The organism is Streptomyces sp. NPDC037273 (genome assembly GCF_055603625.1).
Window position 1 is genome coordinate 84,691 of sequence record NZ_JBVJVO010000019.1, and the last position, 24,173, is coordinate 108,863.

A 24,173-nucleotide genomic window follows, 5' to 3' on the forward strand; every position below is an offset into this window, starting at 1 on the left:
GCCGATAGCCGATAGCCGATGTCGAGTGTCTCGCGGTCAATCAGGTCTGCATGCCGCGTGTCCCACAGGCCGGAGGACAGGTCGTCGGACAGCCAGGCCAGGCCAGGCCCGGACGGAGGACCTCCTCGCCAGCCTGGGCGAGCAGGACATACCGGCACGCACCTGCGGATCAAGGTAGGCCTCGGGCCGGCGCCAGAAGGCGGCGCCGAACCCATCGGCGCAGCCATGCGGGATCGGGACCGTCTCGACGAGGGCACCTCCCAGCAGTGCGGTCAGCCCGTCGATCGCGACGGCCCGAGTGGTGTCGAACGCCGCGACCTCCGGCAGGTACTCGTCCACCAGCCAGAACTTACGGAGGATGGTCTGATCCCAGGTGAAGATGACGTCGCGCCGCCGGGCGATCCGACGCAACTCCGCGATACCGGCTTCGAGGTCGGTGCAGTGGTGTGCAGTCAGGAGGGCCATCGCCGCGTCGGCGGAGTCGTCGGCATGCCGGAAAGTATGCCGATCCACCCCTGGCCACCCGCGCACACCGATCCCTTCCGCAACCCCCCACTCATGTAAGCCAGATGGGCCGATCAGAGCCTTCTACGACACCGTCTAGGGTGGTCCGCATGGACAGCACCGCCACTGATCGATTCGACACCAGCCGGTTCGAGGCCGGCCGGAGCCGGCTTGCTTCGCTGGCGTACCGGCTGCTCGGCTCCGCCACCGACGCCGAAGACGTGGTGCAAGACGCGTTCCTGCACTGGCAGGCCGCGGACCGGCAGCGGATCAAGGTGCCGGAGGCATGGCTGACCAAAGTCGTGACCAACCTGTGCCTGGACCGGCTCCGCTCAGCACAGGCCCGCCGCGAACGCGCCGCCGGCGCCTGGTTGCCCGAACCGCTCCTCGACGGCGACCAGATGCTCGGCCCGGCCGACACCTTCGAGCAGCGCGAATCGGTCTCGCTGGCCGTACTGACGCTCATGGAGCGCCTGTCCCCCCACGAGCGGGCCGTCTACGTCCTGCGCGAAGCGTTCTCCTACAGCCACGCCGAGATCGCGGAGATCCTCGACATCACCGAGTCCGCGAGCCAGCAGCACCTCCACCGGTCCCGGCATCGCATCACCACCGCACGCCGCCGCGGCGGCGAACTCGACCCGGCAGTCGCCCGCAGGATCGTCGAGGAATTCCTCGCCGCCGCCTCCTCGGGCCGCACCGAACAACTGGTGGCGCTGCTCACTGACGACGCGACCGCGATCTCCGACGGCGCCGGCCTGACCGAGAAGCTGCTGCGGTACGACACTCCCCAGCGCATCGCCGCCATCGCACGGGCCGGCTTCACATCCACACCCGCGAAGCAGCGACTCGCAGGCGGAGTCTCCGCCGTCCACTTCGCGCTCGTCAACGGCGCCCCCGCCATCCTCTTCGTGCCCGACGGCAAGGTCATCGGCGCCGTGACGTTCGACCTCACAGGCGGCAAGATCGCCACGGTCCGCGGCATCGCCGCCCCCGCCCGCCTCCTCCGCCTGGCGGCAGCCTGGCGGCAGCACGAACCGGACGCTCCACTGATCACCGAGTGGTGACCGGCTCCGACCTCGGCCAAGCGCGGAACCCGCGGGCAAAGACAGTCTCGGGTTCCCCGGTGAAGGCTCGCTCGTCGTGCATGCGGGGATGGTCCCAGGCGTGAATCAAGCCCCCTGCTGGAACATCCAGCTCCAGGCTTTGCGGATGCCGTCGATCAGCGAGTGGGCACTGCAAGGAGACGGAGCGCTCCTGACACGCTTCGGCCAGCCGTCCGTGTTCGCCGCCCTCTGCGTTATCCGCCGCTCGCCGGGTGGCTGATTCCCGTCCCCGATCCCTCGGGACTAGACACACCGGCATGACCGCGCGGAAGGAGCAGCGCTCGGGGTGATGAGGAAGACCTGAAGGAAGCCGCACCCGATCCTGTCCGAGGAGGCCCGCGAACAGACGGGCCGGCGGTCACGCCGGCTCGCAGGGCCCTGTGCCGGACGGAAATGGATGGGGCGGTGCCGACCTGGGGAACTTCCTGGGCGGGCACGCATCCTGGGTTCCCGTGCCCTGAGGCCGTGCCGTGATACGGGACGTCTGAATGACCACGTCGGCTGTCAGGACGGCTGCGCCGCGCGCTGAACGGTCACGTGAAGTGGAAGGCCGGGCAGCGTGATCGCTGCCCGGCCTGACTCGTCTACGGGATGTCCGGTTCCACCAGCAGGATGTGTCTGCGGAACAGGTTCACCGACGAGACTTTCACGCGGACCTTGCTTCCGTCCGCGAGTCCCGCCGTGTCCGGGAGCAGGCCTCGGAGTCCGTTGCCGAGGTCGATGGCTGTTCCGACTTTCATGGTTGAGATCACGACCCCGGATACGACCTGCCCCAGGGATTCGCGTGTGAATTCCAGCAGCGGGTCGGGGTCCAGGTCCCTGAGGGAGAGCCGTAGCTCTCCGGCCGGTTCGTCCACTCTGAGGATCACGGCGTGCACGGTCTGTCCGATGTGCACAACCTCGTCGGCGGATCCCTTGGTCCAGGACGCGTGGGAGTTCTCGATCAGCCCTTGGACGGGGCCGATGTCGACGATGGCGCCGTAGTCCTCGAGCCGGGAGACAGTGCCGGTGACGACTTGTCCCCGGGTGAGGTCGGTGTGCGGATTCATGGGGTGTGCTCCTGCGTTCGTCACTTCCAGTAGTGGCCTTGGTAGGAGTTCCACCAGTGGGCGTCCTTGATCATGGAGTTGAACAGGGGGATCTTGTTCTGCGGGATGACCCACTCGTATCCCTTGTCGCCGGCCTTGTTCTCGTACGGCTGCCGGTATCTGTCGAACTCCTTCTCCCAGCCGCGCTTCATCTCGTACTCCCAGAAGCCGTCAGCGTATCCGGACTCACCGGCGTACTGGGCGGCGATCTCCTTGGTGCTGCCGACGTAGGCGCTGCCCGCGTGCCTGCCGTTGACGCCGTGGGATCCCAGGACGAAGCCGTCCTTCGCCTCGTCCTTTTCCCCGGCGTAGGGCGCGCGGTAAACGGAGTCGAACGTCGGGACCTCGTCGTCGTCGCCGTCGTTCTTCTTGTTCTTGTTTTTGTTCTTGTTCTTGTTCTTGTTGGAGGGGGTATCGGTGTCCCCGTACTCGCCGTCCTTGATGTTCGCGGCGATGGTGAGCCCGACGGTGACGCATGCCAGGAACGCGGAACCGTTGTCGCAGTTCTCCCACTCGTCGGCCACCTCGAGCTTCTCGGCGAGCCAGTCGAAGGCGTCCGGGATGGGCTCGAACGGAGGCAGGTTCTCGTTCAGGTAGTCGTCGACGTTGGAGCCGTACTCGGTGAAGCCCTGTGAGGAGCATCCCGGGAACCCGCAGCGGTAGTCGGCCGCGGGCGTGTTGTCGGCGGTGGGGGTCTGCGGGGTGGGTGTGAGCTCGCCCGGTCCGCACTCGTCCCAGCCGTCACTGCATTGCGAGCCGTCGGAGTTGACCCGGATGAGGCCGCTGGGGTCGCTGTAGACGACCGGGTTGTTGGCCGCGTACGAGTAGGCGTTGAGGTTCTGCGGCGCGTACGGAGTGCTGATCGGGTCGGGGCTGAGGAACCGGCCGAGGGTGGCGTCGTACATGCGGGCGCCGAGGACGGAGAGCCCGGAGGCGTCGTCCTCCGGCCGGCCGAGGAAGCCGCGGTCGGTACCGGTGGGCAGTGCGGTGCTGCCGCGCTGGGCTCCGAAGGGCAGGTAGCGGCGGCGTGCGGGGGTGCCGGTGCCGGTGTCGACGGTCAGCTGGGTCGAAGCCTGGTCGTCGGACATGACCCAGTCGAGCTTGCTGGTGCTCGCGTCGATCGCCGTACGGGTGGCCACGACCGAGGTGCCGACGCTGTAGAAGCGGGTGGCCTTCGGGGTGGCACCGGAGCCGGTGCTCTTGTGGACCTCGTGGCCGCCGACGTACAGGACGTTCTCGGCGGCCGACTTGCGGATCAGCAGGCTGCCGGAGGCGTCGTAGACGTAGCTGGTGCTGCCCGTGGGGAGGCCGGTGATCGAAGTGACCTGGTGCAGGGGGTTCCACACGAGGCCGGTGGCCGTCGTCGCACCTGCGGGGGTACGGGTCTGGAGCTGACCGGCGTCGTCGTAGAGGTAGCTGTCCGTACCGGCAGGCGTCTTCACGCTCGCGACCGAGTGCGGCCTGGCCGCCCCGGCGGTGTAGGTGGACTGGTCGGCGGAGTAGCCGGGGTAGACGTAGTCGCGGACGCTGCTGCCGGTCGCCGTGGTCTCGGTGACCTTCTGCAGGTTGCCGATGCCGTCGTAGGTGTAGTCGAGCTGGTAGGGGTCCTTGCCGGTGGCCAGGTCGGGGGCGAAGGGGCCGGCGCAGCCGGTCGTCGCCGCCGAGGTCCAGGCGCGGGTGAGGCGGCTCAGCTCGTCGAAGGTGGCGCACTGGTGCTGGCCGGTGAGGCGGTCGGCCAGGTCGGTGGTCCGGCCGCCGTTGTCGCGGAGGTAGTCGTCGTTCTGGACGGTGCCCTTCGTGCTGGTGGTCGTGGAGACGTTCTTCAGCCAGCCGGTGCCGGTCGCGTCGTCGTAGGCGTAGCTGCGACGGGCGGTGGTGGTGGTCGTGGCGGCGGTGCCGTAGGTCCGTCCGGTCAGCCGGCCCAGGCTGTCGAAGTCGGTGGAGTCGACATAGACGGTGTTGTTGAGATTGCTGGTGAGCTTCTCCACGTTGCCGAGGCTGTCGAACGTCGTGGTGACGGTCTCCTGCGGCAGGGACCCGACGGCCGGGTAGGTGACGCTGGTCTGCTGACCGGCCGCGTTGAAGGTGTGGTTCGTCTTGTAGGTGCCCTCGAGACCGCTGCCGTCGGCCGGGACGACGGTCTGTGACTCGGTCGCGTTCCCGTCGGCGTCGTAGGCGTTGACGGAGGCGGTGTACGCATGACCGTTCGCGTACGAGGTGGAGGAGGCCGGCTTCCCGATGCCGCCCGGCGCCGTGTCGTAGCTGTTGCGGATCAAGACGGCCGAACCGTTCTGCACGGTCAGCGTCCGGTTCATCGCGTCGTAGGTGTACGACAGGACGGTGCCGGTGCCGTCCTTGGTTGTGTCGATGTTGCCGTTGGCGTCGTAGGTGACGGCGCCGACTCCGTTCGGGTCCCGGTCGGGGTCCTTGCCGCCGGTGCGCTCACCGAGCCAGTTGTAGGTGTAGCTGGTGACGTTGCCCTTCGAGTCGGTGATCTTCGACAGTTCGCCCTTGCGGGTGTAGTCGTACGAGGTCGTGTACGTGGACGGGCCGAATTCGACGACCTTGGATATCTGGCCGAAGACGTCGTAGTAGGTGTTCGTGCGCTCCCCGACGGCCGGCACCGTGGTGACGTAGTCGCCGTTGAAGTTCGTACGCGTCTGGCCCTGCGTCTGCGCCTCTCCCTTGACCAGGAGCCGCGACTCGGTGGTGCGGCCGGCGAAGTCGATCACCAGGTCGGTGTACGAGGGCAGGTCGGCGACGGCCGGCAGGACCATGCCCGAGCCCGCGGCGCTCGTGTTGTGGAACACGGCGCTGGTACCCGTCACGTTGCCGGAGGTGTCGTACCGGGTGGAGACGACGGTGCGCCCGGTGCCGGTCGGTGACGGGCTCTGCGCCTCGCGGATGCGGCCGAGGCCGTCGAAGTACTCGTATGAGGTCGCGATCTTCCCGCCGGAATCCAGCAGGGTCCTGGTGGTGGTCCTCGGTGCGACGGACGTCACGAGGTCGGGGACGCCCGCGCTGTTGTCCGCCATGGTGACCGTGTAGTCATAGGCGAGGGACGGCGTGCCGTCGGGGTAGGCGGCGATCTGCGAGGGCTTGAAGACCTTCGAGACACGGCCGACCGAGTCGTGCACGATCCGGGTCGTGTGGCCGTTGGCGTCCTGGATCCGGTTCGGGCCGCCCCACAGGCGGGAGTACCAGGTGGTGCTGGACTGCGGGCCGGGGCCGGCGGTGGTGCCGTCGGGGTCGGGGCCGGTGATCTTGACGCCGTTGACCGGCCAGGACGTCGCCGGCTGGTAGGCGGTGGTGGTCGTCTTCTGCTTCCCGTCGGTGACCGAGATCCGGCGTCCCGCGCCGTCGAACGACGCCTTGGTGGAACGGAAGTTGGCCGCGTCGGTGTACTGGCGTACCTCTGTCGCGTTGCCCTCGACCGGCTTGTTCGTCGCGACCGAGGTGGCGTTGTCGTACAGGGTCACCGTGTAGGCGTCCTGGTTCGCCGCCGTCCGGGCGGCACAGTCCGCCGCGTAGTGGCGGGTCTCGTCGGGCAGGACCATCCAGCGCTGGACCTGGGAGTTGGGGAAGTAGTCCGTGTTGTAGGCGCGGCCATAGGTGGTGCAGCGGTTGTCGTCCGTGGCGGACAGGCCCCAGTCGTTGGTCCGCATGGGCAGGCCGTACTTGGTGCTGGCGGGCTCGGCGTCGTCGTACTCGTCCTTCACGACGTGCTCGCGCCAGCCGCCGGAGACCAGCTCCTGCGTCGTCGTCTTCGAACCGCGCACGAACCGGGCGTCGGGCAGGCCCTCGTACTGGGCGGTGTTGTGCACCCAGTACTCGTGGAAGACCCGCTTGTGGGACTGGCCGGAGCCGTCACGGCTGCTGGTCTCCAGGGTCTTGCCCGCGAGCCAGGCGGAGTCCGTGACCGCCGGCCGGCCGCTGTCGCCGTCGTCGACGGTGACACTGCGCTTGGCGCTGGGGTCGGTCTTGGAGGTGCGGTCACCGTCCATGCCGCGGTAGAGCCAGTGGTAGGTGGAGGCCGCGTTGGACTTGGAGCCGGTGTGGACCTCGACCTGCTGGTATCCGCGCCACTCGGTCCAGGACTCGTCCTCGTCCTTGGTGAGCGGATCGTTGGGGAAGGCCCAGGCCGGCTTGCCCACGTAGTCGTACGTCGTGGTCATCACCGGATCGCCGTCGTTGCCGGGGCCCGCGCCGGGACCCGGGTCGACGCTGACCTTGGCGACGACGTACTTCTTGAACCAGCCGGTCTTCTCGGCGGTGGAGCCTTCAGGGACCCAGCGCTGCTTGAAGCAGGCCAGTGTGTTGTTCGACTCCGAGGGCGGGTTGTCGATGTCGCAGGCGTCCTTGGCGTCGTAGTCACGGTAGGTGACGTTGACGAATGAGCCGAGGTCGCCGTGGATCTGGGTGACCCGGCGGAAGTTGAGGACGCCGCCGCCGAGCTGGTTGTCGCGCCACTCGCCGTTGATGTTGATGGTCGGCAGGGTGATGTCGGGGCCGTCGCCGTAGCCCTTGCGCTGGACGTAGTCGAGCCAGAGGTTGGAGTCGACGACACCGTCCGGGTTCGGCATCCCGTACTTCATCTGGTACTGCATCGCCGGGTCCCACGGGGAGGCGTCGTTGTCCCGGACGTAGGTCTTGATGTCCCACAGCATCTGCTTGGCGAAGAACGTGGGGGAGTACGTCTCACCCGTGATCGTGCGGCAGCCGTTGTCGGCGTTCGTCCCGTCGCAGATCAGGTCGGTGGGGACGTCGGGGTACGAGCCGGGATTGCCGGAGATGGAAGGGCACGCCTCCGGTTCCTTCGACAGCGGGTCCAGATCCTTCATGCGCTCGACACAGCGGCCCACATAGCGCAGGTCGACCTTGGCGGGCAGCTGGGCGCCGGAGACCTGAGAAGCCCAGCCGTACTCGATGCGCACCGGATAGGCGGCCGAGTCGTAGGACCGGGCCTGGTCGGCCAGCAGCACCGAGCGGTAGTGGTTCTGCTCCTTCTCGTAGAAGTAGGCGTTCTCCACCTCGTTGGCGTCGACCACACGGTCGAGCTGCCACCGGTAGGCCTGCTGGGAGACGCCGACACCGCCGTTGTAGCCGGGCTCACCCGGGTTGTTGCCGAAGACCGGGACGGTCAGCACGGAGCCGGTCGCACCGCCGGTGCGCTCGGAGCGGCCCCAGCCGAAGTAGTAGCGCATCCCTTCCTGGGTCGAGATCACCCAGTACTCGTTGTCGTCGCCGTGGCCGCCCGTCAGGTGCTGGACGCGCCAGCCCGGGTCGTCCTGAACGTGGTACGAGCCGGTCCCGTTGCCGTCCTGGACCAGTGTGGACGTCACCCCGTTGAAGTTGATGACGTACATCGCGCCGTCGGGCTCCAGCGTGGAGTTCGGCGAGTCCCAGCACAGGTCGCCGACCCAGCCGGTCCCCGTACCGTCGTCCTGGCAGCCTCGGTAGCGGCGCTCGATGAAACCGATGCCCCCCAGCTCCCAGCCGAGCCCGGCCCAGTTGGCCTGGGTGTTCTGGGACGAGGTCATGGCGTCCACGGCCTGCGAGTTGTACGCCAGCGACAGCGCCGGAGCCCTGCCCATGGGCGGCGTCGGCACCTGGACCGGCAGGTCGTAGGTGAACGCGCCCGAGCCGACCGAGACGTTCCACGACCCGGACGGCTTCAAGGACGAGGCGCGGTAGTCACCGGCGTCCGACGAAGCGCCCGACGCCACCGCGTACACCGTCCCGGAGGAAGCGGCGGCGAAGGAACCCGCCGACGCGGACGCCGACAGCGACGAGCCCTCCGCCTCGGCCAGGGACACCCCGGCATCGGGGTCGCCGTCCGCCTGCACCGTGGCCGTGATCGTCTTCGTCGCCGGGTCGTTGGCGACCGGCACCGCCTTCGGACGGTCCGGCGAGCAGCCCTCGGCCGCCGGCGTGGTCAGCGCGCACGCGGGCAGCGCCACGAGCCGCAGCCGTGCGGCGAAGTCGCCGCCGTAGGCGTGCTCGAAGCCGGAGTAGTCGATCGAGACGCGTACCGGACCGGGCGTCCCCGCGCCGTCCCGGCGGGTGACCCGGACACCGACGCCCACGCCGCCCGCCTTCGCCAGCTGCGCCCGGTCGAGGACCTTGACGTCGACGTCCTTGGGCGCGCGGAGCGAGGCCGACCGGGAGAGCCCCACGGCCGACGCGGGCGCCGGGCCCACCCGTACGACCGCCTCGTCCGCCCCGGCTCCCGCAGCCGACACGGGGGTCACAGGGGCCGACGCGCCTGGCGCCAGCCCGGCGAGGGACACCCGGGCCTGCGCCGCCTTCGGCCACTTCGGAGCGACCGCCTTGGTTCGCGTCGGCTCGGCGACGGCGTCCTTCGGCACGTCACCCGCCGGCCGAGCGGGCACGTCCACCGGTGGCTTCGGCTTCGCCACGGGGACCGACGACGCGGTGGCCGACGCAACGGTTCCCGCCGCCTCGGCCACCGGGGCCGCTATCAGTGAGGACGCCATGGCCATGGCCAGCGCCCAAGGCGCGGCCCTTCCGAATCTGCGCTTTCGTTGCACAGAGAACCCCAAACAGAAGAGGCCGGAACTCCGTCCCGGCGTGACAGCAGAGCGAGCCGGCCGTGACTATCCGCACGGCACGACGAACTGACGGCCGCTCATGAGTCAGACCAGAGGCGCACAGTAAGCGACGTGATCGATCATCGAACAGCCCTGAAAAAAGGGGCGATCAAACGGAATCACCGCTTCAGGGGCACATCGCAGCCGTGATCCCCGTCACGGTTTGGCGGTCCCGTGAACAATCGCTGACCTGCGCATTCGCGCGCTGGTGCAAGAGGCCAGGGGAATGATTCAATCCCCCGTCACCCAAGCGGACTTGTCGCGCCGCGCACACCGAGGGAAAGGTCCCCAGTCACATGAAGGGCGAGACGTCCGGCCCCAGCCGACGCCAGATACTCCGACGGGCCGCAGGGTTCACCACAGCCGCCCTCACGGGCTCTCTCCTCCTCACCCAGGCGGGCACCGCCTCCGCCGCCGTCCCCACCTCCAAGCGCTTCGACCTCACCGACGGCTCGGACGAGTGGTTCCGCGAGATCCCGCTCAGCGAGATCCGGATCCTCCAGTCCTTCGCCTTCGACAACACCAACAAGCACCTCTACACCGCCCAGTTGGTGCAGGCCGACCGCATCCTCCCGGGCGAGACCCGCGCCTACACCGGCACCGAACGCTCCACCAACGGCGACCTGTGCGTCACCCGCCTGGACTGGGGCGGCAACATCATCGGCCGCATGTACCTCAAGGGCTTCGGCCACGGCGTCTCCATCGGCGTCGAACCCTCCGGCAACTCCGCCTACCTCTGGACCGAGACCGACTCCGTCCCCGACAGCACCAGCACCGGCTACGGCACGAAGATCGCCCGCTTCAAGTTCGCCAACGGAGCCGTTCTCCTGCCCGACTCCCTCCAGGTCACCCGCTTCGACCCGGCCCCCGGCTCGACCAACAACACGGTCGCCATCGACCCGGTCAACAACCGCCTCGTCCACCGCTACCGCACGAGCGCCGGTTTCAAGTACAGCCTGTACGACCTCACCACCGCCAAGACCGGCACCTTCACCCCCTTGGCCACCATCGACCAGCCCGCCACCCTCACCGGCCCCACCTTCCAGGGCTACACCACCCTCGGCCAGTACCTCTACACACTCGACGGCACCGCCTACACCTACGACGCCAACGGCAACCGCACCAGCGAAGCCAACAGCTACGTCACCTCCGTCGACTGGAACACCGGCCTCGTCGTGGAACGCCGCCTCACCAAGGCCGGCGAAAGCCTCTTCTACCGCGAACCCGAAGGCCTCGCCATCCAGATCCCCGACCCCGCCACCCCCACCGTCGCCCGCCTCCACATCGGCCTCGGCTCCGAGGAATCCCTCACCCAGACCGACAAGAAGGCCAGCTTCTACTACAAGGACCTCCTGGTCTGAACCGGCTCCCGGCCACCCTGACTGACGAGGCAGGGAAACACCGTCCCGTCGTTTGCGCAGGGTGAGCGGGGCGGAGGTGACGCGCGGGGTGTTCTTGCACGTACGAGTGACCGGGTGTTCGGCGGCCAGCGAAATGGCCGCGGACGCGCCGGCCGTGGTGGCCGGGGGATCCGCCCACCCTCACACTCGACCCACGCCCCCTTCGTCGCCTGCTGCTATGGGTCGTGCGATCGCCGCGAGTTCCGCCCCGCGCGTCACTGTCAGGGCGTGCATGGCGTAGAAGATCCGTCCGGTGGCGGGGGAGGGGACTGTGGTGCGGGTGCCGTCGGCGGGGTCGAGTAGGTGGCCGAGGGGCTGGCCGGTCGTCACGTCGTCGCCGGCCGTGGCGGTGGGGTACCAGAGTCCGGTGTTCGGGGCGGGGACGGAGGCCGACCAGAGCCATTCCCGGATCCGCGTCGGAGTGTTGTCGGCGGGACGGTGAGTGATCCCGGCATCGCCCAGGAGGCGCACAAGACTGTCGACGAGGCGGGCTGCGGCGGCGGGGTCGCGGTCGCCGCGCTGGCCGGTTTCGACGATCAGGGCGGGGATGCCGCGGCGGGCGGCGGTGGCGTGTCTGTTGCCGCCTGCCGGTGTGGGCCCGAAGATCACGTCCTCGATGCCGATGGTGCGGGCCAGGGCTCGGGTGCGTGCGTCGAGGCCGGGGGCGCCGGTGAGGCGGTAGCCGGTGAAGTCGCGCAGGCTCTCGTCGATGCCGCCGGAGTGGAGGTCGACGTAGAGGTCGGCGGGGGTGATGAGGTGGGTGGTGTGCCAGGCGGCGAGCCGCTGGGTGGGGGAGCCGTGGGGGTTGCCGGGGAAGACGCGGTTGATGTTCACGCCGTCGAGCGGGGAGACGCCCAGGCGCCCGTCGTACACGGCGGGTGGGTTGGCCACCGGGCAGATGATCACTTCCCCGTTGATGTCGTCGGGGTGGAGGAGCGCCGCGAGGCGGACCGCTGCCTCGATGCCGGTGAACTCGCCGCCGTGCATCCCCGCGGTGACGACGGCTCGAGGCCCGGGTCGGGTGCCCCGCAGCCGGGTGAGGGGGAGGTCGACCGTGACTGTGCCGAGGTCGGCGCGTACCTGTGTCGTGGTCTTGGTGCCGGGTTGGGTGGGCGGGATCACCGGGCGGCTCCCGCGGCTGAGGTTCTGGGGAACGCGGCTGCCAGCAGTTCCCGCGTACGTGGATGGACCTCACCCTGCCCGTACAGGGCGGCGGCCGGCAGTGACTCCACGATCCGCCCGGCGTCCATGACCGCGACCCGGTGGGCGATGTGCCGCACGACGGCCAGGTCGTGGCAGATGAACAGGTACGACAGCCCCAGCCGTTCCTGGAGGTCGGTGAGCAGGTTCAAGACACCGGCCCGCACGGACGGGTCGAGCGCGGAGACCGGCTCGTCCAGGACGAGCAGGCGCGGCTCGCTCGCCAACGCCCGTGCGATGCCGACGCGTTGGCATTGGCCACCGGACAGCTCGTGCGGTCGTCGGTCACGGAGCAGCGGATCGAGCCCGACGGTCTCCAAGAGCTCGGCCACCCGGTCCGGTCCGGCCGACGGGTTCCACCGGCCCTGGACGCGCAGGGGCTCCGCGACTGCCTCGCCGATCGGCAGGCGGGGGCTGAGTGAACCGTAGGGGTCCTGAAACACCGGCTGGAACCTGGGGCGAAGCGGCCGCAGCTGGGTCTCGTCGAGTGCGGTCAGCTCGCACTTCTCGAACCAGACCTCTCCGCCGTCGGGACGGCGCAGCATCAGCACGGCCGCGGCCGTGCTGGACTTCCCGCACCCCGAGGCGCCGATCAGCGCCAGCGTCTCGCCTGCGGCGACGTCGAAGGAGACGCGGTCGACCGCGGTCACGGGTGCCGAGCGCCGGGTGCGGCCGGGGTAGCGGACCAGGAGGTCGCGGACTCTCAGCACGGAGGTCATGCAGGTCCCCTTCGGGTGAGCGGTTCCCGAGGCAAGGCAGGCAGGTCCCGCCGGTGGTGGCAGGACACCAGGTGTCCGCTGCCGACGCTCACCGGCTCGGGTTCGGGCAGGAGCGTCCGGCAGATCCGGGTGGCCTCGGGGCAGCGCGGGGCGAACGCGCAGCCCGTCAGGCCGGCGATCTCGTGCGGCGCCGGTGGAGCCCCGGCGATCGACGGCAGCCGGCGGTCGGCACTCGGAGTGTCGGGTGGCAGGGAGGCGAGCAGGCCCGCCGTGTACGGGGCCTGTGGCCGGGCGAGTACGTCGTTCACCGGGCCGGATTCCATCACCTGCCCGGCGTACAGGACGACGATCCCATCGGCGTGCCCGGCGACCACGCCGAGGTCGTGGGTCACCAGCAACATCGCCGCGCCGGCCGTCTCCCGCAGGGAGGCGAGCAGGTCGAGGAGCTGTTCCTGGTGGGCGGGGTCGAGTGCGGTGGTGGGCTCGTCGGCGACCACCAGCTCCGGCTCGTTGATCATCGCCATCGCGATGACGGCACGCTGGCGCATGCCGCCGGAGAACTCGTGCGGGTACGCCCGGGCCCACCGTGCCGCATCCGCGATCCCCACCGAGTCCAGCGCCGCCACCGCCGCCTCGCGTGCCTGACGCCGCTTGAGGCCGCTTACTGAGCGTATGGCTGCCGAGAGTTGGTCGCCGACGGCGTGTACCGGGCTGAGGACGCTCAGTGCGTCCTGCGGCACGAGCGCGACACGCCGGCCCCAGAGTGCGGCGTGCTCCGCGCGCGGTGCGCCGACCACCTCCTGGCCCCGCAGCCGAACGCTGCCGCTGATCCGTGCCGTGTGCGGCGCCATGCCCAGGACGGTGCGGGCGGTCAGGGACTTGCCCGCGCCGCTCTCACCGACGAGAGCGAGAACCTGACCCCGATGGAGGTCGAAGGAGACCCCGCGGACCGGGGCGAGTCGTTCGTCGCGGAACTCGATGCGCAGATCACGGACGCGGAGCAGCGGGGGATCGGCGCTCATGTGGGCTTCCCGTTCGGTCGGTGGCGGTCAGGGACGAGAGGGATACGGCGAAGCCGGCCAGCAGGGCGAGCGCGAGTGCCGGGGAGAGCGCGGCCCAGGGGGCCCGTTCCACATACGCGCGTGACTCCTCCAGCAGCAGCCCCCACTCCGGGGCGGGCGGCTGCGCGCCGAGCCCGAGGAAGCCGAGCGAGGCGAGGGCGAGCGCGATGCCGGGAAGCCGTAGCATCGCGTGCCGGGCGACGGGCCCGGCCACGGCCGGAAGGACATGCCGGGTCAACACCCAGCGGGGGGTGGCCCCGATCGCCCGCTGGGCGGTGAGGAATCCCGCCGCTTTCGTCTCCTGCACCAGCGCGGCGGCGTGCGAGGCCAGTGGCGGCCAGGAGATCAGCGCGACGGCCGCGCACGCACCAACCGTGCCTGGGCCGAGAGCCGCGGCGATGAGGATGCCGACGACGACCGGCGGCAGCGCGTTGGCCACGTCCGAGATCCCGGACGACACGGCCGGCCAGAAGCCGATCGCCACCGCCACGACGTAACCGACCGCACAGACCACGAGCGCCACGCCCACAGTCGCGACGGCGCCGTGGCCCAGGCGCGCCAGCACATCACGCCCGAGCCCGTCGGTACCCAGCGGATGCCCCCACGAGGGACTGGAGAGCCGGGCGGTGACGTCGACCGTGTACGGGTCGCGCCCCAGCCCCCACACGACGCCGGTGAGCAAGATCCCCGCGAGCACCACCGGCACCGCCCGCCGGCCCCGGCCCGCCGGGCGCCGGGGCACGGCCGGCAGCGCGAGCGCGGCCGCCCGCAGACCAGGACCCAGCAGCCGCACCCGCGCCACGTGCCCGACAACGCCCACCGCGATCCCCAGCACCAGCAGCGCGAGCAACGCGCCCTGAAGCAACGGCAGATCCTGGGCCTTGGCAGCACCCAGCGCGGTACGCCCGATGCCCGGGATCGCGAACACGCTCTCCACCGCGACCGCGCCGCCGGTCAGACCGACCGCGACCAGACCGAACTGGGGCACGAGCGCTGGCATCGCCCGACGCAGCCCGCCCAGCGCGATCCTGGGCGCCGAAACTCCCGACGCCCGCCACAGACCACTCCAGCCCTCCGCGAACGCGCCCGGCAGCGCGTCACCGGCCAGCCGCCCCAGCAGCCCCCCGGCCGGCACACCCATCGCGAGCGCCGGCAACACCACCGAACCCGGCCCCTGCCACCCGGAGGTCGGCAGCCAGCCCAGCCACACACCGACCGTGATCAGCAGCACGGTCGCCAGCAGGAACTCCGGGACGGACGCGAGCATCGCCGCTCCCGCACCCGGCGAGCCGGCAGCACGCAACGTGCCGCGGGCACCCCGTACCACCGTCCCGACGCACGACACCACCGCGACCAGCAGTGCCACGACCAGCGAAGCCCCCATCAGACCCAGCGACACCCCCACCCCGGACAGCACCGAAGGCAGGACATCAGCCCCCGAAACCCAGGACCGGCCGAAATCACCGTGAGCCAGCCCGCCCGCCCACCGCCCGAGCAACGCCAAAGGCCCGGACCCGAGCCCGAGATCCTCCCGGATCGCCGCCAACGCCTCGCCGGTCGCCTCCTGTTCGGCCGACCGGGCCCGCAGCACACTGAGCGCCGCGTCCCGGCCGGAGAGCCACGGCAACAACCCGATCAGCGCCAGGACGCCGGCGAGCCCTCCCACACGGGCGAGCACCGCCCCCACAACGGACGTCCTCACTTCACGTACGTATCAGGCGTGACCAGCAGACGCTCCCGCGGATCCTTGGCCGATCCGACCACCCGGGGTGAGTCACCCTGGATCACCCGCTCGTGCAGCATCGGAACAGCCGCATCCGCATTCAGCACCGCGGTCTCGGCGGCCAGGATCGCGGCACGACGCGCCGGCCCGGCCACGGCCGCGGCAGCCTTCTCCAGAGCCTTGTCGACGACAGGGTCGGCCAGCTGGGAGAGATTGAAGGAGCCCTCACTCGCGAAGTCGCTGTAGAGATAGGCGGCAGGATCACCCGAATCGAGGACGGTCGCCCGCGACAAGACGAACGCGTCGAACTTCCCCGCAAGCGCGTCAGCCTCGATCGCCGCGTACTCACGGACCACCAACTTCACCGTGAACCCGGCCCTCTGCAGCTGCTGCTGCAGCGCCGCGGCCACCTCGGGCAACTCCGCCCGATCGGAGAACGTACCGATCGTGATCGCCCTCCCACCCGGCTTCCCCGGCGCCACAGGCGCGGTACGGCCCACACGCTGCTCCGCCCACGGGATGGCCGGCCCCAGCAACCCCTCCGCGACGTCCGCACGCCCCTCGTACACACCCCTCACCAAAGCCCCGGCATCCACGGCACTGCGCGCAGCGGCCCGCAGCGAGGGATCGGCGAACACACCCCGCCCGGTATTGAGATACAAGGTGTTGGTGCGCGGCATCGGCACCTCCGTGATCTCCTCCGTGTCGAGAAGCGCCGCCTGCGACACCGGCACGGCCTCCACGATGTCGGCCTCCCCGCTCCGCAGCGCGGCGGCACGCGCGGTCCCATCCGGCACGAACCGCACATCGATCCCCGGTGCTTTCGGCCGCCCGCCCCAATAGCGCTCGTTCCGGTCGAGCACAGCGGAACTGGTGCCATCGACCCGCTTCAGTACGAACGCGCCCGTACCCGCTCCCACCGGGTCCACCACCTTGCCCCGATACGCCTTGGTCGCCAGCACAGCAAGCTGCGGCGACGACAGACGCTGCGGAACAAGCGGGTCCTCAACAGCCGTGGTCACCGTCACCAGCCCTCCGCGGGCCGTCACGGTGAGCTCCACCCCGTCCAGGATCCGCGGCTTCGGCGCAGCCTGCGCGGCCCGGGTGAGCGAACGGACCACATCCGCAGCCGTCAGCGGCGTCCCATCGTGGAACGTGACGTTCTCTCGGAGCGTGAAGCTCCACTCCTTGGGGCCAACCCGCCGCCACGACGTGGCGAGCGCCGGCCGCGGATCCCCATTGCCATCGAGCACGACCAGAGTCTCCGCCGTGCTCCAGCGCGACAGCTTGAACGCGTCATCACTCAACGGCGAAAGCCCCGAACGCGGCGGCTGCATCATCACCACCCGCAAACGCCCCGATGCTCCGCCCGCCCCCTCGGAGGCGGGCGCGAAACAGCCCGTCAACAGCACAGCGGAGACGACCGACAGCGAGACGGCGGTCAGGGATTTGGGTATGCGCACTGAACTTCCAGGTCCATCGAGCGGGCAGCCTACGTACGCACGAGACAATAGCTGATGATAATCATATTCAATAACGCCGCTCCCTCGCCGCCCCGACCCCGGCGCCAACGCCCTCCACCGCGAGCCGGACGGAGACGGTCTCCGAACCAGGTAGGGAGCGTGAGCTCGGATTCCGGCCGGGTCCACAGTGTGGTGGTCACCGGCCCAGGTGCTGGCCGGTGACCAGACCGGGGCCTGGGGCCGGGGCGCTGGGCCCAAGCGTGACATGACGGACTTGGCCGAGATTTCCGAACGGCGGTACAACCCTGAACCCCCGTCGTGAGTCGCTGTGGGGGTGGCATCTGAAGGTGCCGTGATCACTGTGCCCGGGAGGACTTCCCTTGACCCAGCCCAGCTCCGCAGGTCGGCGACTGGCCGTTGCCGCCGGTGTCGCCCTCACCGTGACGGCGGGCGTTCTGACCGTCCCTGCTCTCGCTGTCGTCCCGGCGGTATCGGCACCCGCGACGATCCAGCAGGAGGCGTTCTCCGTCCCACCTGACACGGTCGTCCTGTCCGGCGGGCCTACGGGTTTCCTGTCGCGTCACAAGGAAGCCGAGAGCGATGTCTACACATGGACGCGGTACGACGGCACCCGGACCGTCTGCCCGGCGGTCCGTACGCGGCGAACCCCGGCACGGACATAGCGGTTCGGATCGACGGCACCACCCGCACCTTCCTCGACATGGCCACAGGTGCGGAACTCGTCTCCTACGACGTCGCCGGTTTCTATGGTGCCCTCGGCTACCAGGGGACCACGCTCGTCGCCTCGAAGCGCGTGGGAGATCAGTGGGAACTGCACCTGCTCGACAAGGGCGACGAGGGCCGGGTGGTGACCGGCCTGCCGCAGGGCATGACGTGGCGCATCGCGCAGAACGCGGATCAGCACGCACTGCTGCTGCGCGCCGTCAAGGTCACGGACGGGATCTGGGAGCAGCGGCTGGTTGTCGTGGACCTTGCCACCGCCTCGGCGACGGAAACGCACGACGTCCTGAACAACAAGAACGTCGTGCGTCCCATCAGCGGGTCGCGGACGCACGTGGTCTGGCAGGAACGGGATGCAGTCGGGAAGGCGGTCCTGGCCGTGGCCAGGCGCGGCTCCCCGGAGGTGAGCCGCAGCAGCTGGCTGCAAAGGGCGAACGAGACCACGCTGGCGTTCGGCCTTGCGGGTGACTGGGCTGTCTACAGCGACCCTGGCGCTTTCACCGCGCTGCGCCCGCTCGCCTTGGCCGCAGTGACAGCCCAATCCTTGGTGACGGGCGAGACCATTCAGCTCCTCGCGCACGCCACCGCCATGGTCCCGACTGGCGACGGCGGTCTGATCGTGACCGGCGGAACGATCGAGCATGGCGAAGGGCTGTACCGCGTCACACTCGACGCCAACACCGGCACGCCCACCGTGGCCGTCCTGGCGACTACCGGAGTCCCCACCGCCCTTACCGCCAAGGCCGAGCCACTGGCGCCGTCCGGCGTCATCGACCTGGACCAGGCCGGCACGAGGGTACCGGTCGCATGGACGCTCAGCCGCGCCAACGCGCGCGTCAACCTGAAGCTGGTCCATACCGCCACGGGCGTCTCGGGTACGGTCACGGCCTGGGCCCCCACCACCGGTACCACTGACTTCCGCCTGGACTGGGACGGCCTCCTCGACAAGTTCCCCGCCTACCGGGGCGCATACACGTGGACGCTGAAGGCCGAACCCCTCAACGGCATAGGCCCCGCCCTCGAACGCACCGGCTCCTTCACCGTCACCCGAGCGCCCCGTCCCCACGACTTCGACGGCAACGCTTCGCCGGACGTCTTCAGCCGCTCCTCGACCGGCACCCTGTCCTTGTACGACGTCGGCCAGCTCCGGCACCTGACGTACGACACGACACCGCGCCGCACCGGGATCGGCGTCGGGTGGAACGTGTACGACCGGATCGTTCCCACCGGCACTGGGCTCGTCGCACGGGACAAGACCGGTGTCTTGTGGTGGAACGAACGAAAGGACGACGCCACCCTCAGCCCCCGCGTGCGTCTTGGCGGCGGATGGAATATCTACGACAAACTCACCAGCGGCTCCGACCTGACCGGCGACGGCCGAAACGACCTCCTGGCCACGGACAAGACCGGTGTGCTGTGGCTCTACCCCGGCAAGGGCGACGGCGCCTACGCACCCAGACGCAAGGCCGGCGTCGGCTGGGGCATCTACAACCAGCTCGCCGCCACCGGCAACCTGGCCGGCGCCCCAGCCGGTGACCTCGTCGCCCGCGACCGCTCCGGTGTGCTGTGGCTCTACCTCGGCAAGGGCGACGGCACCTTCGCGCCTCGCACGCACATCAGCGACGGCTGGGGCCCGTACCGCATCATCGCCCCCGGAGACGTAGACGGCGACGGCCGAAACGACCTCGTCACCATCCCCGACTACGACTCCCCCAACACGTACATGAGGTTCTACTACGGCACAGGCCAGTGGAGGACCCCGTTCCCCAGCACCGAGCCCCCCGGCTCACACCTGACAGGACTGGACCCGCTCCTGTGACCGTCTGACACCCCGCCCGACGCCACCGCACGGCACAACAACAACCAAGCCCCAGGTCGCTGGCCTGGGGCTTGGCCGTAGGTGCTAACAGACGATCGCCTCTCAGCCAGGATGAACGCACACGCGGAGGCACAACCGCTACGACGCGGCGGTGGCAGCCCGGACTCAGCATCGCCCCGTCGTGCCCCGCCGCCCTGCACGATCGTCCGCTGCAACCTGGCCAGAGTCATTCGCCGGCGCTTCGCTCCCGGCCGTGGCTGGCGCCCGCATCACCGCTCGCACCGTCGAACTGCTCCTCCCCACGCCCGAGACCCACCAGGCACCCGCCGACGAAGCTGACGACGAAGCCGACGACGACACGAGTGCGCCGCCCCCCGCCCCGTTCACCGAGGCCGGACCATGCCGTTGGGCCCTGGACCGTACCCAGCCCCGACACCGCTGCCCACGTCCTCGCCCCTTAGACGTCGTTTCACTTGGTGAGTCGTCGGTAGATGAGGGAGTGTTCCGGCTTGCGTTCGTAGCGGCAGTGGAGCTGATGGCAGCCAGCAGTGCCGTACCTCAACGGTGAACCTCGACATCTGTCTTCAGCGAAGTCGCCGCTCGCACTGCCACCATCGACGAAGGCAATCTATGGCCGGGTTGAAACTCCCTGGCCGCAGCCCTGCGTCGCCATTTACGCTCCGCCCATGCGCAGCGTCTACGTGTTCCCCGCTGGAGAGTCGACCGCGACAGCCGCACGGCTTGACCGGCTGATGCCCGGCAAGAACGGATACTGGACGGACGGGAAGCTCTACATCGACCTCGAGGACGAGCAGGACGGTCACCTGTTCGCCGGCTGGGATCCCGAGGACGTACGCCTGCTGGACTCCGCGCTCGACCATCGCCCGACCTGGGACCTGTTGGTCAGCATCTCCAGCCACATCGACGGTACTGCCGAGATCCGCGCCCTCTTGTCACACGTCCTCGAAGCCGGCGGCGTCGCCATCGACGACTACTCCGACCACTGCTGGACGCTCGAAGAGATTGATACCAAGTGCAAGGTCGATGGTCTGGGCTTCTTCGACTTCCGCACCCACGCCGCACGGCACGGCCACCCGCCCTGGACCATCGCTCGCGCAAGTTCAGGGAGGCAGGACTAGCCATGTTCGACCACGTCGTCGGGCTGCGGCCCGAGGAAGCGGCGCGATGGACCGCACTCGTCGAGCAATGCCGGCCCGTCCTCGCGGGGGAAGGGATGGAAGCCGTTCAGGACCTGCTGGCTGAACGCGGCATGAGCATCATCCAGTCGATCGCGATCACTCGAGCATTGCTCGGCCGGCAAGAGACGTCTCGGCGTATCGCCACCGACATCGTGACCACGAGCTCCTCTCGGACAACCGTCAGTGACGCCGACTAGAAAGTCACTTGGTGAGTCGTCGGTAGTTGATGAGGCTGGTCGCGATGGCGGTGAAGGCGAGGAAGTGTTCCGGCTTGCGTTCGTAGCGGCGGTGGAGCCGACGGCAACCGGCGAGCCACGACATGGTCCGCTCGATGACCCATCGGTGGCGTCCGAGCCGCTGTGAGGACTCAATGCCCCGGCGGGCAATCCGTGGCGTGATGCCGCGAGAGCGGAGCCATCGCCGCAGGTGAGGGTAGTCATAGCCCTTGTCGCCGTGAAGCTTGTCGGGCCGTCTGCGGCGGGGACCGCGGCGACTGCGGATCGGCGGTATCGACGCGACGAGCGGCTTCAGCGCAAGACTGTCGTGGGTGTTGGCCGCGGAGATGGCGACCGCGACCGGCAGGCCGGACCGGTCGGTGACGAGATGGATCTTCGATCCGTTCTTGCCACGATCGGTCGGATTCGGTCCGGTCAACAGCCCCCTTTGAGAGCGCGGACACTCACCGAGTCGACGGCGAAGCGCGACCAGTCCAGGTCCCCCCGGGCCCCGAGTTCGTCCAGGATGACCCGGTGAAGGCGGGCCCAAACCCGCTCCTTGCTCCAGCGGGCGAAACGTCGGTAGACCGTCGGCCAGGCCGGCCCGAACAATGGCGGCACCTGCCGCCATGTGCAGCCCGACGTGGCCACGAACACGATCGCGGCCAGGCACTCACGATCCCCCGACCGCCGACGGCCACCTCCCTGCGGCCGCACCACCACCGCCTCGGGCACCACCCTGCGGAACAACTCCCACAACTCATCCGACACCAACCGCTCGGCAAGACTCGTCATGCCCAGCACAACGAACTGAACCGCCAAAGGAAACGACGTCTGAATACCAATGCAGCGACACTGGCCGCTGATGCCAGCAAGCCCGACATCGACGTCACCGCGCTGGCTGTCAAGGGCCGGCAGTTGGCATTCCAGGTGATGAAGATCGGCACGCCGATCAGTCAGGACGCTGCCGCACGTGCCCTGGCGGGCACCGACCAGGACGTCATCGAGTACCTGAAGTCCGGATGGGGGGAGACCGAGAAGCGGGAGATCCGCGAACGTGTCGTCCAGCTGGCCAACCTGAGTCCCTACCCGTCGGTCCGCAGCGCCGCGACGGAAGCGCTCAAGGGCACCCTGGACCAGGTCGAAACGTTCTATACAACCGGCCAGTACAACGTCGGTGTTGCCGACATGTCTGTGGCTGCCTCCGCCATCCACAGCAGGGGCGGGCCCGGCTTGCAGGAAGCCGCACGTGCCGCTCTCTCTGACGGCAGCGGCAAGGAACTGGCCCACTTCCTACAATCCACGCAATACTCAGCACGGTTCGCCGACGAATCAGTCACCGCCAGCCAGCTCTACAGCAGTGCCACAACGGGCGCCGAGGTTAAGGCGGCCGCCAGAATTGCACTGGCCGGCACTGCGGACCAGATGCACGAGTTCATCACGGTCGGCCGCTACACCGCCGACCGCAAGGACAAGCTCACCAAGCAGCACGAGGCGCAGGTCCAGCGCCTTGTCGCCGAAGCCGCCCTCATCGCGGCAACCGCCAACAAGAACCGTTGGCTCGCGGCCGGCGCCGCCGCTACTGCCAACAACGCCAAGGACGACGCCGCCTCTGCTACTGCAGAGGCTAAGAAGTCGTCCGATCTGGCGGCACAGCACGCTGCTGATGCCGACGCAGCCGCGGATGCAGCGGAAGCCAGCGCCACCGAGGCTAAGCAGGCAGCTACCACCGCTCGCAATGCTGCGAACCAAGCCGACCAGGAAGCAGACACCGCTGAGGCAGCTGCCGCCCGCGCCGAAGCCTCCGCGTCGTACGCGCAGTACTCAGCAGCCGCAGCTGGCGACGCCGCAGACAATGCCCGCGATTCCGCGACCCAGGCGGGGCAAAACTCGGACGCCGCAAACGACATGGCATCCAATGCGTGGGGGGAGGTCAAGTACAAACTCGAGAAGGAAATCGAAGCAGAGCTAAAGAAGGCGGAGGAGCAAAGAAAGAAGCAGGAGCAGGCAGGAGTCAAGAACCACAGGCAGAACGGCGAGTACTGCGTCCAGCTTGTCCCACGTACGTACAAGTGGGAAGACTGTGACAAGGTCGAGGCGCAATACCAGGGCGCGAAACAGTTCTACGCAACTGTGGGCCCACTCCTGTGGACGGTCAGTGGCGGCGAAGACGTACTTAAGTGCATCGAGAACCCTGCTTTCACTGACTGCGCATTGGCCATCGGTGGACTGCTCCCTGTCGGAAAAATCAAGCTCGCCGGGAAATCTCTCGATGAGATCGAAGACATTGTCAAGCAGCTCAGGAAGAAGAAGGACGGAAAGCCTGGCGTTCCCAACTGTCCAACGCTTTCTCGCCAGTCTTCCTACACGTCGGCAAGCTACACCGTCCAGGCGACTTACTCTGTAGCAAGTCTGTCCTCGAGCATCTTCTGTGACCTTGACGCAGAATTCGATGCAATGCGACCGTACGACGGTCAGACACTGGGGAGAGCCAGGTCGAAAGACAATTCATGGGATGAGAATGACCTGGCCAGCGGACGCATGAAGCAGGACGCAGCCCTCATCGCATGGGTTAAGCAGAAACTGATCGACGAAGGTGTAAGCACCGGCTTCGCCACCGGCAACCGCTTTCACGTCGAACCAAAGTTCGTGGCCATCATGTTCAAAAAAAAGGTGAAGGACGCGGACCTCGTCATCAACAATCCCAGTGGGCCGTGCCCAGAAGACCTCGGCTGCGACCTCACCCTCAGCGCCCTACTGAGGGGCGTCGGGACGCTCCGGGTACACTGGAAAGACAAGGCTGGCAATTGGCATTCCCAGCAATACCCGAAGGGGTCGTAAGTGGCAACCAGGGCCGAGGCTCGCTATAAGGCAGAGCACAGGCGTGATCCGCAGAAGCTCGAAACACCCGAGGATGTAGATCAGATGATCGACTTCCTCCTCGCCGGGGAGGAATTCCATACAGCTGCGAGTGTAGTGTCAACGGATCGCGAGAACCTTCCGTCTGGATTCCCGGACCATGAGTTCACGGTCGGAGTTAACCCAGCCCTCCAGACAGGCGCCATTACTTTCGGCTACGGGGAATCCACTCTTGCGACAGTAAGTGGCTCAGGAAGCGACCATGAGCCTGTCTATCATGTTGCGGGAAGTGAGTTCTATTTTCCAGCGGATTGTGAAATCCCGCTCGATCTCATTCGGGAAGCAGTGAAGGAGTTCGTATTCTCGGGTGGTCAGCGACCCACATGCGTCGAATGGCAGTCCGACGAACTGTGATCCGCACTCTGCGGATCGTCAGGATTTCGTTCGCGATTAGCGAGTGACGTCTGA

The 24,173-nt window shown here is 68.5% G+C and carries 17 protein-coding genes; 8 read left to right on the forward strand and 9 right to left on the reverse strand.

The annotated features are described in order from the left end of the window. Positions 1-36 precede the first annotated feature (36 nt). Entirely contained in the window at positions 37-513 is a 477-nt protein-coding gene (locus ACZ7G1_RS34555; protein WP_470875002.1) for a hypothetical protein, read from the reverse strand. Between the two features lie 101 nt (positions 514-614). On the opposite strand from ACZ7G1_RS34555, the gene ACZ7G1_RS34560 reads away from it, so the two are divergent. Together ACZ7G1_RS34560 and ACZ7G1_RS34565 are read left to right on the forward strand one after the other, a co-directional pair. After that, positions 615-1,568, forward strand: coding sequence for a sigma-70 family RNA polymerase sigma factor (locus tag ACZ7G1_RS34560; RefSeq protein WP_470875001.1), 954 nt, complete (start codon positions 615-617; stop codon positions 1,566-1,568). A gap of 100 nt (positions 1,569-1,668) precedes the next feature. Beyond that, on the forward strand, positions 1,669-1,827 hold the full coding sequence (locus tag ACZ7G1_RS34565; RefSeq protein WP_470875000.1) for a hypothetical protein: 159 nt from the start codon (positions 1,669-1,671) through the stop codon (positions 1,825-1,827). A gap of 364 nt (positions 1,828-2,191) precedes the next feature. Here the strand turns inward: ACZ7G1_RS34565 and ACZ7G1_RS34570 are convergent, their stop codons facing one another. Both ACZ7G1_RS34570 and ACZ7G1_RS34575 read right to left on the reverse strand, forming a co-directional pair. Continuing rightward, positions 2,192-2,710, reverse strand: coding sequence for a S1 RNA-binding domain-containing protein (locus ACZ7G1_RS34570; RefSeq protein WP_470874999.1), 519 nt, complete (start codon positions 2,708-2,710; stop codon positions 2,192-2,194). Further along, positions 2,677-9,114 (reverse strand): RHS repeat domain-containing protein, encoded by a 6,438-nt coding sequence (locus ACZ7G1_RS34575; protein WP_471204374.1) that lies wholly within the window; start codon positions 9,112-9,114, stop codon positions 2,677-2,679. The genes ACZ7G1_RS34570 and ACZ7G1_RS34575 overlap by 34 nt, the downstream gene beginning before the upstream one ends. Positions 9,115-9,602: 488 nt before the next feature. On the opposite strand from ACZ7G1_RS34575, the gene ACZ7G1_RS34580 reads away from it, so the two are divergent. Beyond that, a complete protein-coding gene (locus ACZ7G1_RS34580; protein WP_470874997.1) occupies positions 9,603-10,667 on the forward strand; it encodes a phage baseplate protein in 1,065 nt (354 codons plus the stop codon). A gap of 180 nt (positions 10,668-10,847) precedes the next feature. On the opposite strand, the gene ACZ7G1_RS34585 is transcribed toward ACZ7G1_RS34580, so the two are convergent. The 5 genes from ACZ7G1_RS34585 to ACZ7G1_RS34605 are packed head-to-tail and all read right to left on the reverse strand — an operon-like array spanning position 10,848 to position 16,872. Further along, on the reverse strand, positions 10,848-11,828 hold the full coding sequence (locus ACZ7G1_RS34585; protein WP_470874996.1) for a succinylglutamate desuccinylase/aspartoacylase family protein: 981 nt from the start codon (positions 11,826-11,828) through the stop codon (positions 10,848-10,850). Then, on the reverse strand, positions 11,825-12,625 hold the full coding sequence (locus ACZ7G1_RS34590) for an ATP-binding cassette domain-containing protein (protein WP_470874995.1): 801 nt from the start codon (positions 12,623-12,625) through the stop codon (positions 11,825-11,827). Before ACZ7G1_RS34590 ends, ACZ7G1_RS34585 begins: the two co-directional genes overlap by 4 nt. Next, positions 12,622-13,647, reverse strand: coding sequence for an ABC transporter ATP-binding protein (locus ACZ7G1_RS34595; RefSeq protein ID WP_470874994.1), 1,026 nt, complete (start codon positions 13,645-13,647; stop codon positions 12,622-12,624). Before ACZ7G1_RS34595 ends, ACZ7G1_RS34590 begins: the two co-directional genes overlap by 4 nt. Beyond that, positions 13,613-15,373, reverse strand: coding sequence for an ABC transporter permease subunit (locus tag ACZ7G1_RS34600; protein WP_470874993.1), 1,761 nt, complete (start codon positions 15,371-15,373; stop codon positions 13,613-13,615). The genes ACZ7G1_RS34595 and ACZ7G1_RS34600 overlap by 35 nt, the downstream gene beginning before the upstream one ends. Positions 15,374-15,384: 11 nt before the next feature. Continuing rightward, on the reverse strand, positions 15,385-16,872 hold the full coding sequence (locus tag ACZ7G1_RS34605; RefSeq protein WP_470874992.1) for an ABC transporter substrate-binding protein: 1,488 nt from the start codon (positions 16,870-16,872) through the stop codon (positions 15,385-15,387). 610 nt (positions 16,873-17,482) lie between these two features. On the opposite strand from ACZ7G1_RS34605, the gene ACZ7G1_RS34610 reads away from it, so the two are divergent. From ACZ7G1_RS34610 to ACZ7G1_RS34620, 3 genes are all read left to right on the forward strand, one after another. Then, complete coding sequence (locus tag ACZ7G1_RS34610; RefSeq protein ID WP_470874991.1) at positions 17,483-19,432, forward strand: FG-GAP repeat domain-containing protein; 1,950 nt, start codon at positions 17,483-17,485, stop codon at positions 19,430-19,432. 686 nt (positions 19,433-20,118) lie between these two features. After that, positions 20,119-20,571, forward strand: a complete 453-nt coding sequence (locus tag ACZ7G1_RS34615) for a hypothetical protein (RefSeq protein ID WP_470874990.1) — start codon at positions 20,119-20,121, stop codon at positions 20,569-20,571. Between the two features lie 2 nt (positions 20,572-20,573). Further along, positions 20,574-20,828 (forward strand): hypothetical protein, encoded by a 255-nt coding sequence (locus tag ACZ7G1_RS34620; protein WP_470874989.1) that lies wholly within the window; start codon positions 20,574-20,576, stop codon positions 20,826-20,828. A gap of 4 nt (positions 20,829-20,832) precedes the next feature. Here ACZ7G1_RS34620 and ACZ7G1_RS34625 read toward each other — a convergent pair. Beyond that, a protein-coding gene (locus tag ACZ7G1_RS34625; RefSeq protein WP_470874988.1) for an IS5 family transposase occupies positions 20,833-21,641 on the reverse strand; the annotation gives its coding sequence in 2 pieces (ribosomal slippage) (positions 20,833-21,291 and positions 21,294-21,641; 807 coding nt in all). 123 nt (positions 21,642-21,764) lie between these two features. Here ACZ7G1_RS34625 and ACZ7G1_RS34630 point away from each other — a divergent pair. Next, on the forward strand, positions 21,765-23,687 hold the full coding sequence (locus tag ACZ7G1_RS34630; protein WP_470874987.1) for a DddA-like double-stranded DNA deaminase toxin: 1,923 nt from the start codon (positions 21,765-21,767) through the stop codon (positions 23,685-23,687). Further along, on the forward strand, positions 23,688-24,119 hold the full coding sequence (locus ACZ7G1_RS34635; RefSeq protein ID WP_470874986.1) for an Imm1 family immunity protein: 432 nt from the start codon (positions 23,688-23,690) through the stop codon (positions 24,117-24,119). It abuts the gene before it with no gap. The last annotated feature ends 54 nt before the right edge of the window (positions 24,120-24,173 follow it).